At 56.7% G+C, this 14731-nt stretch carries 13 protein-coding genes; 2 read left to right on the top strand and 11 right to left on the bottom strand.

Annotation, left to right across the window (positions count from 1 at the left end; genetic code table 11):
- Positions 1–157 precede the first annotated feature (157 nt).
- Positions 158–1516, top strand: a complete 1359-nt coding sequence (locus FWJ25_RS02385) for a YihY/virulence factor BrkB family protein (protein WP_149598637.1) — start codon at positions 158–160, stop codon at positions 1514–1516.
- On the opposite strand, the gene FWJ25_RS02390 is transcribed toward FWJ25_RS02385, so the two are convergent.
- The 4 genes from FWJ25_RS02390 to FWJ25_RS02405 form a co-directional block, all read right to left on the bottom strand.
- The gene (locus tag FWJ25_RS02390) at positions 1498–2541 is read right to left on the bottom strand and encodes an HDOD domain-containing protein (protein WP_149598638.1); all 1044 of its coding nucleotides are present in this window, start codon (positions 2539–2541) and stop codon (positions 1498–1500) included. The genes FWJ25_RS02385 and FWJ25_RS02390 overlap by 19 nt on opposite strands.
- A 107-nt stretch (positions 2542–2648) precedes the next feature.
- Positions 2649–3878, bottom strand: a complete 1230-nt coding sequence (locus tag FWJ25_RS02395) for a DUF445 domain-containing protein (RefSeq protein ID WP_149598639.1) — start codon at positions 3876–3878, stop codon at positions 2649–2651.
- A gap of 277 nt (positions 3879–4155) precedes the next feature.
- Positions 4156–4890: a 16S rRNA (uracil(1498)-N(3))-methyltransferase gene (locus FWJ25_RS02400; protein WP_149598640.1), complete on the bottom strand. Its 735-nt coding sequence runs from the start codon at positions 4888–4890 to the stop codon at positions 4156–4158.
- Positions 4891–4906: 16 nt separating this feature from the next.
- Positions 4907–6256: an adenosylmethionine--8-amino-7-oxononanoate transaminase gene (locus FWJ25_RS02405; RefSeq protein WP_149598641.1), complete on the bottom strand. Its 1350-nt coding sequence runs from the start codon at positions 6254–6256 to the stop codon at positions 4907–4909.
- 164 nt (positions 6257–6420) lie between these two features.
- Between FWJ25_RS02405 and FWJ25_RS02410 the strand changes: the two genes are divergently transcribed.
- Complete coding sequence (locus FWJ25_RS02410; RefSeq protein ID WP_149598642.1) at positions 6421–6909, top strand: DUF2505 domain-containing protein; 489 nt, start codon at positions 6421–6423, stop codon at positions 6907–6909.
- Positions 6910–6961: 52 nt separating this feature from the next.
- Here FWJ25_RS02410 and FWJ25_RS02415 read toward each other — a convergent pair whose 3' ends face one another.
- From FWJ25_RS02415 to FWJ25_RS02445, 7 genes are all read right to left on the bottom strand, one after another.
- Positions 6962–7708 (bottom strand): amino acid ABC transporter ATP-binding protein, encoded by a 747-nt coding sequence (locus FWJ25_RS02415; protein ID WP_149598643.1) that lies wholly within the window; start codon positions 7706–7708, stop codon positions 6962–6964.
- A 13-nt stretch (positions 7709–7721) separates the two neighbouring features.
- The gene (locus tag FWJ25_RS02420; RefSeq protein ID WP_149598644.1) at positions 7722–8393 is read right to left on the bottom strand and encodes an amino acid ABC transporter permease; all 672 of its coding nucleotides are present in this window, start codon (positions 8391–8393) and stop codon (positions 7722–7724) included.
- Between the two features lie 91 nt (positions 8394–8484).
- Entirely contained in the window at positions 8485–9243 is a 759-nt protein-coding gene (locus FWJ25_RS02425) for a transporter substrate-binding domain-containing protein (RefSeq protein ID WP_149598645.1), read from the bottom strand.
- 238 nt (positions 9244–9481) lie between these two features.
- Positions 9482–10351 carry a methylenetetrahydrofolate reductase [NAD(P)H] gene (metF, locus tag FWJ25_RS02430; RefSeq protein WP_149598646.1) on the bottom strand — a complete coding sequence of 290 codons (870 nt, stop codon included), beginning with the start codon at positions 10349–10351 and terminating at the stop codon, positions 9482–9484.
- A 12-nt stretch (positions 10352–10363) separates the two neighbouring features.
- Entirely contained in the window at positions 10364–11758 is a 1395-nt protein-coding gene (gene ahcY, locus FWJ25_RS02435) for an adenosylhomocysteinase (RefSeq protein ID WP_149598647.1), read from the bottom strand.
- Positions 11759–12233: 475 nt separating this feature from the next.
- Positions 12234–13424, bottom strand: a complete 1191-nt coding sequence (gene metK / locus FWJ25_RS02440; protein WP_149598648.1) for a methionine adenosyltransferase — start codon at positions 13422–13424, stop codon at positions 12234–12236.
- Positions 13425–13575: 151 nt separating this feature from the next.
- Entirely contained in the window at positions 13576–14577 is a 1002-nt protein-coding gene (locus tag FWJ25_RS02445; RefSeq protein WP_149599053.1) for a metalloregulator ArsR/SmtB family transcription factor, read from the bottom strand.
- Positions 14578–14731 lie beyond the last annotated feature (154 nt).

The following is a 14731-nucleotide window of genomic DNA, read 5'->3' on the forward strand; positions in this document are numbered from 1 at the left end:
CTTTTATACAGGAATTCGGTTATAAAAAGAAGTTACAAAAGTTGATATGGTTATATTGTCTTATTGGGCCTCGCAAAAAAATACCAATCAGCCATACTCTGTTTTGCCGGGTATCTGGCTGATAACCTGTATAAAACACTGACACACAGGATGTTGCGTGGCTTCTTCCCAACTGAAAGAACGACTTCAGGCCGCTGAAGACTGGATCCTCTCCAACCCTAACCCGCCTTCGAGTTGGCCATGGACATGGCTATACAAAGTGGGGAGGACGGCGTACGCCATGGTCCGGGATGTTGTCAGTGGTCAGCTTACCCTGCACGCCATGAGTCTGGTGTATACAACGCTGCTCAGCATTGTGCCCTTGCTCGCACTCAGCTTCTCGGTGTTGAAAGCGCTGGGGGTGCACCAGCGAATGGAACCGTTTTTGTTCCAGTTTTTTCAGCCGATGGGCCCCCAGGGCATCGAGGTTGCGGAAAAGATTCTCGGTTTCGTGGATAACATGAAGGTGGGGGTCCTCGGCTCGGTGGGTCTGGCACTGCTGGTCTACACGGTAGTGTCGCTGCTGCAGAAGATCGAACGGTCGTTCAATATGATCTGGCGTGTGCCGGATATGCGGTCGATGAGCCAGCGGTTCAGCAATTACCTGAGTGTGATCATGGTCGGCCCGCTACTGATGGTGTCGGCCATCGGGGTCAGTGCCACGATCTTTTCCTCGACGGCGGTTCAGGCGTTGCTTGAAATCGAGCCGTTTGGTTCGTTGATTGTTGCTGTGAGCAGCTTTACGCCGTTTTTCCTGGTGGTGGGCGCTTTCACGTTTGTGTATGTCTTCATGCCCAATACGCGGGTCAAGCTTCGCTATGCCTTTGTGGGCGGTCTGATTGCAGGTGTTTCATGGCAGGCTGGGGGCATGTTGTTCGCCTCCTTTGTGGCGGGCTCTGCAAAATACGCCGCGATCTATTCCAGCTTTGCCATTGGCATCATTCTGCTGATCTGGACTTACCTGAACTGGATGATTCTGTTGCTCGGGGCCAGCCTGGCCTTCTATCTGCAAAACCCGGGGGCTGTCTCCAAGCGTCGGGAGGTGCAGCTGGCGCCGGAACTCCAGGAAAAAGTGGCAATCGCGCTGATGTGGCTGGTGGCCAAGCCGTTCCACGACGGGGAGGAGGCACCGCAGCAGGAAGTTCTCGAACACCAGATGCGGGTGCCAGGGGAGGTGACGCGAGGGGTGAGCGATAAACTCATTCGCGCCGGCCTGCTGAGCCTGGCGGGCCGGAATGGGGATCACCTTGTGCCGGGGAGAACCCTTGACCGCATTACCGTAGAAGACGTGCTACGGGTGGTTCGCAGGGACGAAGACCGGATTGTGGATCGCCTGCCCCGAGGTGTGCCGATGGAGCGACTACAGGTTACCAGCTCCGGTCTGACGGTGACATTTTCTGAACTGCTACGGGACCCGAACGCCAGTGCTGCCTCAGGAATGGGTGCCGAACTTGCGGCTCAGGCCGAGGATGACTGACTGTTATTCTGCAGCATGGTTTTGATTATCCCGTGAATCTGCTCGATCTGGCTTGGCGGCAGCTGGACGATTCTGGCAAGGTCCTCATCACTGAGGTTGCGCTGCCGGGCGTGACGAAGCACTTCCCGGGTACCGATGACCATGCCGTCGGCCAGCGGTGTGTGCTGCATGCCGGGCACCGGACGTTCAGCCGCCATCAGTGAGGCATGGAACTTCGGGGGCAGGCTCCACTCGTTGGCAAGAAGCTGGCAAACCGTCCAGTGATAGCGTGCCATAGCATGGTGGATCAGTGCAGGGCCAGGTGGTGTACCATCCGGGAGAACCTTGCTGATGCGCTGGAGTTCCCGGTACACAATGATGTAGCTGAGTGCGGGCAACAGTCCCACCATGAACAGGGAACTGCTGTCTGCGCCCTGCAACCTGCCAATCTGTTCTGAGGATCGGGCGCAGGTTAATCCCCAGCGCCAGACCCGTTGCGCGAAAAGCGCCTCCCGGCTGTTCCGGGCGGCCATCATCGGTCGCATTATGGCTGCGGAAATAACATTGCGGATGCCGTTGATCCCCAGCATGAAGACGGCCTGATCTACGGATTCGATGGTGTGTTCACTGGTGCGGAAATAGGGGCTGTTGGCAATCTGGAGAAGCTGATCGGTAAGCGCTGGATCTCGCAGGATAATGTCGGTCAGCTCCTGGCGGTCGGTGGTTTCGTCGGACAGCGCCCGCATCAGCATCGGCAAGCTGAGAGGCTGCCGGGGCAGCTCCTCCATGTGCCTGTTGTTCAACCGGTTGAGCAGCTCATCCAGTATTGCGGTGGCAGTGCTCGAGTCTTTACGAATGTCGGACGGCTCTGCATCAAGTAGCCAGCAGAACAGATGCTCTTCCAGTTGCCGGGCGAGCTGATGACTCGTATCCGCGTTGGCTTCCTGACGGTGGCCTGCGGGATTGAAGAGTCGTGTTTCTTTTGCTAATGGTTTCGCGGGCTTGCTGGCAAACAGGCCTGAAATCCAGGAAAAAAAGCCTGGCATCCGATGCCTCCGGGCCGATCAGTCGTGGGTAATGCATCCAATTCAACGCAGTATAGTAATTAGCTACACTATTTTATAGATGCTAACCGGCTTGATCCCCGGACTGCTCAACCCAGGCTTTGCCCGAATACCAGGACCAACTGCCCGATACCCGCGGCCATGCCGAGGAAAGCGCCCACCAGAATGAGCTTGATTTCGTCTTCCTGGAAGCAAGGGCGGAGCAGGTCCTGGAACTCTTCTGATGATAGGGCAATCATCCGTTCCACCATGATGGACTCAACGGCTCGGGCCCGGTCCTGTTCGAAGACCGGGTTGTCGAAGGATGTCTGGGAAATTTCGATCGCCTTTTCGCCAACCTGGCTTTTAAGCGTGGCGAATCCGGTGGGGCCAAAGGCAACCTGGGTCAGGGCTTTAGCCATGCCGGTGGTTTCATCCACCAGTGGTTTAATGTGTTTCTTGACCATGTTGCGGGCCCGGTCACCTTTGGGGCCCTCCATGATGGCATTGATGATATTGCCGACGGTCAGAATCTCGTGTGTGACGATGTGGCAGAAGGACTCTGCGACGGCGGGTTGCCTCTTGAGGAACAGTCCCTGAATTTTGAAGGGCCCGACTTTCTTCGCATGTAAGGGGCGGAATATTACGTTCAGGGCAATCCAGTTGGTGGCATAGCCAACGAGCAGGCCGAAGAACGGCAGCACCCACCAACTCTGGTAGAAGTACCAGACGCCCATCTGGATGAGGCCAAACAGGAATCCGAAGTACAGGCCGGAATTTACAATAAAGCGGAATTCGACTTCGCCACACTCCAGGAATATTCGGTTCAGCAGTTGTTTGTCTTTGGCCAGGCGCTCAATGACCATGCCTTTGATGTCGAGCAGGTCTTCAATATTCTCGGAAATGTCGTCCACCAGGTTGTCGACCAGTTGTGGGGTGGATTTCCGGACTCGCTCGTAGACCATTTTCCGGGCGGACGTAGGGAGGTTTTCCCAGAAGGTCGGATATTCCCGGAGCATCATTTCGTCAACGTATTCTTCTATGCGAGGGTCGACGGAATGGATAATGTAGGTGGCGAGGACTTTGGGGTCGATCTGCTGGAAAATCTCGTCGACGGTACCAATTTTAGAGATGGTGGCGTCTACGCTGATGGCAGCCATTTTCCGGGCTTTGGAGGGGATGATGCCCTGCCAGCCCAGCAATGGTGGTTTGCCGATGAATTCCAGGGGATAAAACGTCATCTTGATGGCGAGCCAGTTGGTGCTCCAGCCAATCAGGGCAGCAATGACGGGGATGCTGAGGTATTGCCAGAATTCAGGGTTCGTGAACAGGCTTGTCATCTGGTACTCGCGCGTTGTCGTTTTTTTGTTGGTCCTGGAGTTTGCGAGCCTTGGGATGCTGTTTTCGAAAACCCGCTCCTGGCGGCACATCCATGTGGCGCTTGAGCTGCGCCATCCCTGGCTCCGCACAGTTTTCGAAAACAGCATCCCAAGGCTCGCCCTATACTATGGCGTTGCCTTTCCAAAGACTCTTAATGAAATCGGATAATGTTTGCAGGGCGGTTTTCTGTCAATGACTGACATGCCGGTAAATTCCGGCGTCACGGTCGATGACGCCTCAGTTGCCGATGTCGCCCCATAACCATTGGCACAATGCTATAGACGCGACAGGTGCGGTTTCGGTTCGCAGTACGCGGGGGCCGAGGGCGACGGGGAGGAAGCCTTCTTGTTCCGCCTGGGCGATTTCATCGGCAGAGAGGCCGCCTTCGGGGCCGATCATAAGGGCAACCCGGGCGGGTTTGTCCATGGATTGCAGGGATTGTTCGGTGCGGTGGTGGAGGACGAGTCTCAGGTCACAGTCACGGCTGTTTTCCAGCCACTGTTCCACGGTCATTACCGGGAGTATGTCAGGAACCCGGGCGCGGCCGGATTGTTCGGCGGCGCTGATGGCGACGGATTGCCAGTGACGAAGGCGTTTGTCTTCGCGGTCGCCTTTCAGTCTTACGTCACAGCGCTCGGTACTCAGGGGCACGATCCGTGTAACGCCCATTTCCACCGCTTTCTGGACGGCGTAGTCCATGCGGTCCCCCTTGGAGAGGGTCTGCCCGAGGACGATTTCCAGAGGTGATTCGGTGTGGTTGGCTTCGGGAGCGCCAACCATGACTTCCACGTTCTTTTTCCCGGCCACGGTGATGGTGGCGGGATAGTCCTGACCGTCGCCGTTAAACAGGCGGAGTTCCTGGCCAGGTTGCATGCGCAGTACCCGCCCCACGTGCTGGGCGGCGTTTTCGTCCAGTTCGGCGGTGAATCCTTCCGCCAGTGGTGAGTCAGTGTAGATCCTGGGTATGCGCATGAGTGGTTACCTTACTTCAGTCCCGAACGGCAATGTCGATGCCCTCCGTGGCCACCTGAGCCAGGTGTCTGATCTGCTCTTCGGTGATGACGTAGGGCGGCATGAAGTAAACCACATTACCCAGGGGGCGAAGCAAGGATTCTCGCGTTAATGCGTGCTGATATACCCGGATACCCCGGCGTTCCTGCCAGGCAAACGGGGTTTTACTGGCTTTGTCTTTTACCATTTCCACCGCCATGGTCATGCCGTGCTGGCGGACGTCTCCCACGTTTGGGTGGTCTTGCAGGTGTGCCAGGGAGTCGGCCATGCAGGCGGAGAGTCTGCGGTTGTTCTCGATAATGTTGTCGTCCCGGAAGATGTCCAGGGTCGCCAGGGCAACGGCGCAGCCAATCGGGTTGCCGGTGTAGCTGTGGGAATGCAGGAAGGCTCTCAGGGTTTCGTAGTCGTCGTAGAAGGCGTTGTACACGTCATCGGTTGTCAGTACGACGGACAGTGGCAGGTAACCGGCAGTCAGCCCTTTGGAGAGGCACATGAAGTCCGGTGTGATGCCCGACTGTTCACAGGCGAAGAGGGTGCCGGTGCGACCAAAGCCCACAGCGATTTCATCAGCGATCAGGTGAACACCATAGCGATCACAGGCTTCGCGCAGTTTGGTGTGGTAGATGGGATGATGCATGCGCATGCCACCGGCACACTGGATCAGAGGCTCGACAACCACGGCACAGATCTCATCGTGCTTTTCCGCGAGGAGTTTGTCCATGGCCTCGAACTGGCGCAGGGCGTATTCCTCATCGGTTTCTCCGGCTTCCTTATGGTAGGCATCCGGGGACGGAGCGGTGAGCACTTCCATCAGCAGCGGCTGGTAGGTGTCCTTGTACAGGGCCACGTCACCGAGTGCCAGAGCCCCAAGGGTTTCTCCGTGGTAGCTGTTGGACAGGTTGACGAAGTTTTTCTTGCCCGGTTTTCCCTGGTTTTTCCAGTAGTGATAGCTCATCTTCAGCGCAGCTTCGATGGCTGATGAGCCGTTGTCTGCGTAGAAGCATTTGTTGAGTCCCTCCGGGGTGACTTCGATAAGCCGTTCCGACAGGTTAACCACGGGTTCGTGGCTGAATCCGGCCAGGATAACGTGCTCAAGCCGGCCAATCTGCTCCTGGATGGCTGCGTTAATACGAGGATTTGCGTGGCCAAACAGGTTGACCCACCACGAACTGACCGCGTCGATGTAGCGGTTACCCTCGAAATCTTCCAGCCAGACTCCTTTCCCACGTTTGATGGGAATAAGCGGCAGGGATTCGTGGTCTTTCATCTGGGTGCAGGGGTGCCACACAGATTTGAGATCGCGGGCGACGAGATCGGCGTTTCGCATGTTGGTCTCCGGTCTGGCTGTTGGGAATGTATCGCTGTTAACCGAAGTGGATATTACAGTTAACAGCGGTATCTGACCACCGTGCCTTTTGTCGCTGATTGGCGGGCCAATGATGGGAGGCGCTTTGAGTCGCAGAATTCTGGTTAAACAAATGGAGATCAGTCATGCAACTCGAACAGAAACACGCGTATCAGGCGGACCTCGACCGGGTTCTGGGCGCATTCTTCAGTGAGCAGCACATTCTGGACAAAAATGAGCGTTTGGGCGCACGGAATGTGCGTGTAACCGAGATTTTCCGGGATGATTGCTCCGGAAAGCTGGTTATTGAACGGGAAATGGGCTCATCCATTGATGTTCCCGGGGTACTCTCGAGCTTTCACCGTGAGTGGAACCATGTGCGGCAAGAAGAGCATTGGGTCCGCAAAAGTGAGGACGAGTGGCATTGTGAGTTTCGCGTACACATTCAGAGTGTGCCCGCCAAGATCAAAGGCATGATGAAACTTCAGGGCCAGGGAGACACCTGTGTTAACCACGTGATTCTGGATGTACGCTGTGATGTGCCGCTACTGGGCAAGAAGATTGCCCGCTTCCTGGCGGATGATTCAAACATCAAGATCGAGCGGGAATATCAAACCACCTGCGAGTTGTTGTAGCGCAGTGCCCTGGGGGACGGAATGTGATTCCGTCCCCGGCGGAGTCAGATTGCTAGTGCCCAAGCACCCGGGACAGGAACGCCTGGGTGCGCTCGCTTTCCGGGTTGTCGAACACGTCGTCGGGTTTGCCCTGTTCCACGATCTGGCCTTCGTGGATGTAGATGACCCGGTCGGCCACCTCGCGGGCAAAGCCCATTTCGTGGGTGACGACCATCATGGTCATGCCTTCTTTTGCCAGTTCACGCATTACGTCCAGCACTTCCCCGATCATTTCCGGATCAAGGGCCGAGGTAGGCTCGTCGAACAGCATCAGCCGGGGTTCCATAGCCAGTGCCCGGGCGATGGCCACGCGTTGCTGCTGACCGCCGGATAGTTGGCTCGGGTACTTGTCGGCCTGGTTGCCAATGCCGACCCGCTCCAGAAGGCGCTCTGCGGTGGCGTTCGCCACGGTCTGGGCAGTGCTCTTTACCTTCATGGGGGCCAGCATGATGTTCTTTTTCACCGTCAGGTGGGGGAACAGGTTGAACTGCTGGAACACCATGCCGACTTCCTTGCGGATCTCGTTCAGGTTTTTCTGATTGCCACCTTTGGGTGCGAGGGCATGGCCATCCACATCAAGGCGGCCGGACTCGAATTCTTCGAGTCCATTCACGCAGCGGATCAGGGTGGATTTACCGGAGCCACTGGCGCCGATGATCACCACCACTTCGCCTTTTTCGACGGTGAGGTCGATATCTTTCAGGACATGCAGTTTGCCGAAGTACTTGTTCATGCCCTTCATTTCAACAATATGAGTCATGGGTACCTTTCCTTCAGACAGAACCAAGTCCGCGCCGTTCAAGCATGCGCAGCATCAGCGACAATGAGAGTGTGATGGCCAGATACAGGATCGCAACCACGAAATACACCTCAAAGGCGGTGAAGGTGTTGGCGATGTAGATCTGTCCCTGGCGAACCAGTTCGCCCACGCCGATGACGGAGAACAGGGAGGTATCCTTGATACTGACAATAGCCTGGTTGCCGAGGGGTGGAATCATGCGGCGGAAGGCCTGGGGCCAGATGATGGACCAGAATGTCTGGGTTCTGGACAGGCCCAGAGAGAGGCCGGCTTCGGTCTGGCCTTTGGCGATGGACTGAACGCCACCCCGCACCACTTCTGAGATGTAGGCGCCTGAGTTCAGGGCGATCGCAGCGATACCGGCGGTCAGGGGGTCAATGGGGCCGCCGACCAGATCGGGCAGGCCGTAGAAGATGAAAAGCACCTGGACCAGGATCGGCGTACCCCGGAAAATTTCAATGTACGCCGTGGCGGGCCAACGCAGGAACCACTTTTTGTTGATGCTTAGCAGGCCAAAAAGAATGCCTAGTGCAAAGCCGATAAGCAGGCCGCCAAACGAGATGAGCAGGGTATAGGGAATACCCTTGAGAAGGAAAGGTATTGAGTCGATGGCTGATTGCCAGTCGAACTGAAACTGGAATTCCACAGTGAGGATCTCCGAAGGGAATTGGAGTCAGTAACGACCGGGGCGCGTGCGCCCCGGATCGAAGAGTCTGACCGGATGTATCCGGTGGCCGTTACATGCCTTCCGGCATCGGGCCAAACCACTTCTCGTAGATGGTTTTGTAGGTTCCATCTTCCTTCATGGAGGCCAGGGCTGAGTTAACGTCGTCAACCCACTCACTGCCTGACTTCAGCGCAATTCCGTACTGCTGGCCTTCATACAGGGGGCCTACGGTCTTGGCTTTGCCTTTACCCTTGGTGCGGGCAAAGTAACCCACGTTCGGGGCGTCATAGAAAACAGCGTCCACAGCACCGGACATCAGCGCCATGTACATATCGGAGCTACCCGGGTAGGGGGTTACGCCGTCGTCTTTTTCCAGGTTCTTCACCAGGTAGTCATAGCTGGTGGAACCGATTTTTGTGCCGATTTTCTTGCCTTCCAGATCTTCAAATGCCTTTACGCTGTTGTCGTTCTGGCTGATCAGAACGCGGAGGCCGGAGTCGTAGTACGGATCAGAGAAATCGACGATTTTCTCCCGCTCGTCGGTAATGGTGATGCCGGCGATAGCGATGTCGACATTACCGGTCTGCAGTGCCGGAATAATGCCGTTGAAGTCCATGGTGTTGAGATCAATCTCGAAACCGGCACGATCTGCGACTTCACGGATGATTTCCATGTCGAAACCGATCATTTCACCGGTTTCCTGATCCATCATTTCGAAGGGTACGAAGCTCGGGTCAGTAACCACGCGCAGGGTCTCTGCGCTGACGGTTCCTGCTGCAACGGTGAGTGCCAGGCTGGCGCCAACGGTTTTTAGCCATTTCGTGCTCATGCTTTCTCCTTTGCTTTTTGTGAGGCTCCATCTGCCGGGTAAGGCAAGCCGGAAAACACTGCTGGTGACGATGATTTCCAGGGAGCGTTAATGGGACTACACCCCGTATACCATAGACTAATGCTATGAGAATTTCAGGAAATCAAGCGCTTGGATGGGGGGAGTGGAAGGCCGGACGTAGTGCTTTGGGGTGTTAGAAAAACGGCCAGAGTGCGGACTCTGGCCGTTTGGGAGGCGCTCAGAATGCGATTTTTTCGCGGTCGCTGATGCCGAGGTTCTTCCAGATGCTCAGGCTCGGTTCTACCTGATTCAATGTGTAGAAGTGCAGGCCGGGTGCACCGGCTTTCAACAACGTTTCACACATCTGGGTCACGACTTCTTCACCGAACTTGCGAATGCTGTCGGTGTCGTCACCGTAGGCTTCCAGTTGCTTGCGGATCCAGCGGGGGATTTCCGCGCCACACATGTCAGAGAAGCGTACCAGGCTGGAGAAGTTGACGATGGGCATGATGCCGGGCACCACCGGAATGGTAACGCCCATCTTTTCCAGCCGGTCTACAAAGTAAAAGTAGCTGTCCGGGTTGAAGAAGTACTGGGTAATCGCGCTGTTGGCGCCAGCCTTCACCTTACGGGCAAAGTTCTGCAGGTCTTCTTCCGCATTCCGTGCCTGCGGGTGGAATTCCGGATAGGCGGCCACCTCCAGGTTGAAATGATCACCGCTGTGCTCGCGAATGAACTCCACGAGCTCGTTGGCGTAGCGGAGTTCACCTGAGGCTCCCATACCGGAAGGCAGGTCACCGCGCAGGGCAACGATGCGGTTGATTCCATTGTCCTTGTACAGGTCCAGCAGCTCACCGATTTCCTGGCGGGTACCACCGACGCAGGAAAGGTGAGGCGCTGTCGAAATGCCCTGTTTGTGCAGGTTCAGCACGGTTTCAATGGTACGGTCCCTGGTGGAACCGCCGGCGCCGAAGGTGACCGAGAAAAAATCCGGGTTCACCGCGGCCAGCTGATCGCGTACACCCTGGAGCTTTTCCTTGCCCTGATCGGTCTTGGGCGGGAAAAACTCGAAGCTGAAGCGACGCTTGAATTGAGTCTGACTTTGCATGGCTCTGTCCGATCAGTATTTGTAGCTTTCAGGCTTGTACGGTCCTTCGACCGGTACACCGATGTATTTGGCCTGTTCCGGGGTCATTTTGGTGATGACACCACCAAAGCCTTCGACCATCGCGCGAGCCACTTCCTCGTCCAGCTGCTTTGGCAGAACCTGAACGTAAACACCCTTGGCGCGGGCGTCTTCCGGCAGGTCAGCGAACTTGCGCTCGAACAGGTACATCTGCGCCAGCACCTGGTTGGCGAAGGAACCATCCATGATTCGGGAGGGGTGCCCGGTGGCATTGCCCAGGTTCACCAGACGGCCTTCGGAGAGGAGGATCAGGTGGTCGTTCGTAGCCTTGTCACGGTAAACCACGTGCACCTGCGGTTTGACTTCGTCCCACTCCCAGTTTTTGCGCATGTAGGCGGTGTCGATTTCATTGTCGAAGTGGCCGATGTTGCATACAACCGCGCCGCTCTTGAGGGCCTTGAGCATGTGAGCGTCGCAGACGTTGACGTTACCGGTGGTGGTCACCAGCAGGTCGGTATTGCCCAGCAGATCCTTGTGAACACCTGCTTCAGTGCCGGTGTTCACGCCGTCGAGGTAGGGTGAGACCACTTCAAAGCCGTCCATACACGCCTGCATGGCACAGATCGGGTCCGCTTCGGTCACTTTAACGATCATGCCTTCCTGGCGAAGTGAAGCGGCGGACCCTTTACCTACGTCGCCGTAACCGACAACCAGGGCTTTCTTGCCAGCCATCAGGTGGTCAGTGGCACGCTTGATGGCGTCGTTCAGGCTGTGACGACAGCCGTATTTGTTGTCGTTCTTTGACTTGGTGACGGCGTCGTTGACGTTGATCGCCGGCACTTTCAACGTGCCTTCGCGCAGCATTTCCTGCAGGCGGTGAACGCCGGTGGTGGTTTCTTCGGTCACACCGTGGCAGTTGGCCAGGATTTCCGGGTACTTGTCGTGGAGCAGGGCGGTCAGGTCGCCGCCGTCGTCCAGGATCATGTTCGGTGTCCAGCCGTCAACGTCGGCACCCACGGTACGCTCAAGGCACCATTCGTATTCTTCGTCAGTCTCACCTTTCCAGGCAAATACCGGTACACCGCTGGCCGCGATGGCGGCAGCTGCCTGATCCTGGGTGGAGAAGATGTTGCAGGAGGACCAGCGAACGTTTGCACCCAGTTCCACCAGTGTTTCGATCAGCACGGCTGTCTGGATGGTCATGTGGATGCAGCCCATGATGTTGGCGCCTTTCAGCGGCTGCTCGGTTTTGTACTTGTTGCGAAGGGCCATCAGGGCAGGCATTTCGCCTTCAGCAATACTGATTTCCTTACGGCCCCAGCCGGCGAGTTCGATATCGCGGACTTTGTAATCGCTAACGTTGTTCAGTTGTTCTGCCGGAGTGCTCATTGGTGTTCTCCTGTCAGTCTCTTTTTCGGCATTGGAGTTTTGTTCCCCGTGCCGCTGTCTATTGGTGGCTTCGGTGGTGGGGCATGGCTTCCCCGGAACCGCTACGAGCACGTCCGTGTGCGCTTGACTCCGGCCATCCATGGCCTCCGACATTCCGGGGAAGCCATGCCCCACCACCTTTTCAAACCTCCGGCGCATGCCGTCATGGATGCGCCGCCTCACATGCCTGGCTCTCTCTGTTTGGTCAAAACGAGAGCCCTTTTCTGCAAAAGCCCTCTCCGTAGTTCGGAGCGGGGGTGAGTGATTGCCTTCGGGGACTGTAGAGGGCCATGGACGGCCCGAAACAAGCGCACACGGACGTGCTTGTAGCGTGTCCCCGAAGGCAATCACTCAGCACCGCCACCACCAAGGGCAGCGGGCTGGGTCAAAACAAACGGCCAGACTCCCGGAGTCTGGCGTCAAATCTCAAATAGCCTCAGATGCCAGCAGCATCCCGAAGCGCTTCGGCGCGGTCGGTTTTCTCCCACGGGAACGCGGTGAAGGTGTCGCTGCCAACGGTCATTTCGAACGGATCACGGCCGAAGTGTCCGTAGGCTGCAGTGGCCCGGTACATCGGGTGCAGCAGGTCGAGCATGTTGGTGATCGCGTACGGACGCAGATCGAAGTGGTTGCGGACCAGTTCCACGATCTTGTCATCGCTGATTTTGCCGGTGCCGAAGGTGTTCAGGGAGATAGATGTAGGCTGTGCCACACCAATGGCGTAGGACACCTGAATCTCACACTTGTCGGCCAGGCCGGCGGCGACGATGTTTTTGGCAACGTAACGGCCAGCGTAAGCCGCAGAACGGTCAACCTTGGAGGGGTCTTTTCCGGAGAAGGCGCCACCACCGTGGCGAGCCATGCCGCCGTAGGTGTCTACGATGATCTTACGGCCGGTCAGGCCACAGTCACCCACAGGGCCGCCAATCACGAACTTGCCGGTCGGGTTGATGTGGAACTGGGTGTCCTTGTGCAGCAGTTCAGCTGGCAGGGCATTTTTAACAATCAGCTCCATTACGGCTTCTTTCAGGTCGGCCTGGCTGACGTCCTCGTCGTGCTGGGTGGAAAGCACGACAGCATCAATGCCGGTTACCTTGCCGTTTTCATAGCGGCAGGTGACCTGGCTTTTGGCATCCGGACGCAACCATGGCAGCAGGCCGCTCTTGCGGGCTTCAGCCTGTCGCTGTACCAGGCGGTGGGAGAAAGTGATCGGAGCCGGCATCAGTACGTCGGTTTCGTTGCTGGCGTATCCGAACATCAGGCCCTGATCGCCTGCGCCCTGGTCTTCCGGCTTCTGGCGGTCAACGCCCTGGGCGATGTCGACAGACTGTTTGCCAATGATGTTGATAACGCCACAGGTGTCGCCGTCATAACCAACAGTTGATGAGGTGTAACCGATGTCCTTGATAACGCCACGAACGAGTTCTTCCAGATCAATCCAGGCGCTGGTGGTGATTTCGCCGCCGACGATGGCTACGCCGGTCTTGACCATGGTTTCGCAGGCAACGCGGGCGTGCTTGTCTTCGGTCAGGATGGCGTCGAGGACTGCGTCAGAAATCTGGTCCGCCAGTTTGTCCGGATGGCCTTCGGAGACCGACTCGGAGGTGAAGATGCTGTAGTCAGACATAGGTTTGCTCCTCTTTGAGCGATTCAAAATCGTGCCGGTAGGGGTCAGAAATGACAGGTGCCGGCGACCATGTTGTTGATGTTATGTGAGTATACGTAGAACTACTTACACCCATATCAAAGTTTTTTGATATTCCCTTCAAGTGTGCCGGTCAGTCATGACCAGCTGTCTTCCAGAATTCGCGAACCTGCACCTGAAAACCGTTGCGCAGGCCTATAAACAGTTGTTCTCCGGCGACCAGGCCGGCATCAGCAGCCCAGGCGGTCAGTTCCTCAGGCTCGAACCCCAGCCACAGATCGCCGCAGTTCTCCTTGGCCCAGTCCTGATCATGGCTGCACAGTTCACTGACCACGAAACAGCCGCCGTTATTCATTAGCGCCGCGGCATCCAGAAAAATATCCGCGGGGCTTGGTACGTGGTGCAGCACCATGTTGGCCACGACCAGATCAAATGCGTCGCCCCGGGCCAGTAAGGTGTCGGTCACACCTTCAATCAGATCGACATTGTTCAGGCGCTCGTCGATACAGGTGCGGGTGGCCTTTGCCAGCATGTCCCGGCTGTTGTCGAGAGCGACCACGTGGGCCGATAACTCAGACAGCACTTTCAGGAAGGCGCCTTCACCTGGGCCGATTTCCAGAGTGGTCTGCCAGGCCTGTTTGGTGGAACGCTTCCGCAGCAGCTCTGCCACCGGGGTGGCGTACAAATCAAATGCTGCGATCAGTTCCTGTTGTTCCTGGAACTGTTCGGCGTGCCGGGCAAAGAAAGCCTGGGATTGCTCGGCGCGCTGGGTTCTGATGGCCTCGATCTTTTCCTGCAAGTGGTCCGGTAAGGGTACCCGGTCAACCGTTGCAAAAATCTGTCTGACGGTCTGGTCTGTCAGCTTTTCCGTGTCGAAGTGCAGTGGGCGGCGATAGAAAATCGCATTGCCTTCCCGCTGCGGTTCCAACAGCCCGGCCTTGTGCATCACTTTCAGGTGATGGCTCATGCCAGACTGGCGCATGTCGAACAGCTGGCTCAGTTCCAGTACCCCGAAGGTGTCCCGGCGCAGTACGCGCAGAATTTCCAGGCGCAGGGGGTCGCCGCTCGCTTTGAAGATAGGAGCCAGGGCGTCCACCGAGGACAATTCGTGTGCGTGTGCATTCATCGATGTCATGGTTGCGAAGTGTAGGAGGGATTTTCTGGTCAATCAATAGTCATATCAAAAAATTTTGATATAGGTTTGGAAATCCTGAAAATTGGCCTGTTTCGGGAATCCACGGTCAAAGAATGTGCAAAAGAGGGCAGGTTGATTTGCCCCGGCACACACT

The sequence above is a fragment of the Marinobacter salinexigens genome (genome assembly GCF_008370345.1).
In the GTDB taxonomy this organism is placed as follows: Bacteria; Pseudomonadota; Gammaproteobacteria; order Pseudomonadales; family Oleiphilaceae; genus Marinobacter; species Marinobacter salinexigens.

What these genes read in the sequence shown, in the direction of transcription:
- FWJ25_RS02415 (WP_149598643.1), bottom strand. Translation starts at nt 7,708, where the DNA reads ATGACTCATATTGTTGAAATGAAGGGCATGAACAAGTACTTCGGCAAA.
- FWJ25_RS02405 (WP_149598641.1), bottom strand. Translation starts at nt 6,256, where the DNA reads ATGCGAAACGCCGATCTCGTCGCCCGCGATCTCAAATCTGTGTGGCAC.
- FWJ25_RS02395 (WP_149598639.1), bottom strand. Translation starts at nt 3,878, where the DNA reads ATGACAAGCCTGTTCACGAACCCTGAATTCTGGCAATACCTCAGCATC.
- FWJ25_RS02400 (WP_149598640.1), bottom strand. Translation starts at nt 4,890, where the DNA reads ATGCGCATACCCAGGATCTACACTGACTCACCACTGGCGGAAGGATTC.
- metF (WP_149598646.1), bottom strand. Translation starts at nt 10,351, where the DNA reads ATGCAAAGTCAGACTCAATTCAAGCGTCGCTTCAGCTTCGAGTTTTTC.
- ahcY (WP_149598647.1), bottom strand. Translation starts at nt 11,758, where the DNA reads ATGAGCACTCCGGCAGAACAACTGAACAACGTTAGCGATTACAAAGTC.
- metK (WP_149598648.1), bottom strand. Translation starts at nt 13,424, where the DNA reads ATGTCTGACTACAGCATCTTCACCTCCGAGTCGGTCTCCGAAGGCCAT.
- FWJ25_RS02410 (WP_149598642.1), top strand. Translation starts at nt 6,421, where the DNA reads ATGCAACTCGAACAGAAACACGCGTATCAGGCGGACCTCGACCGGGTT.
- FWJ25_RS02390 (WP_149598638.1), bottom strand. Translation starts at nt 2,541, where the DNA reads ATGCCAGGCTTTTTTTCCTGGATTTCAGGCCTGTTTGCCAGCAAGCCC.
- FWJ25_RS02425 (WP_149598645.1), bottom strand. Translation starts at nt 9,243, where the DNA reads ATGAGCACGAAATGGCTAAAAACCGTTGGCGCCAGCCTGGCACTCACC.
- FWJ25_RS02445 (WP_149599053.1), bottom strand. Translation starts at nt 14,577, where the DNA reads ATGACATCGATGAATGCACACGCACACGAATTGTCCTCGGTGGACGCC.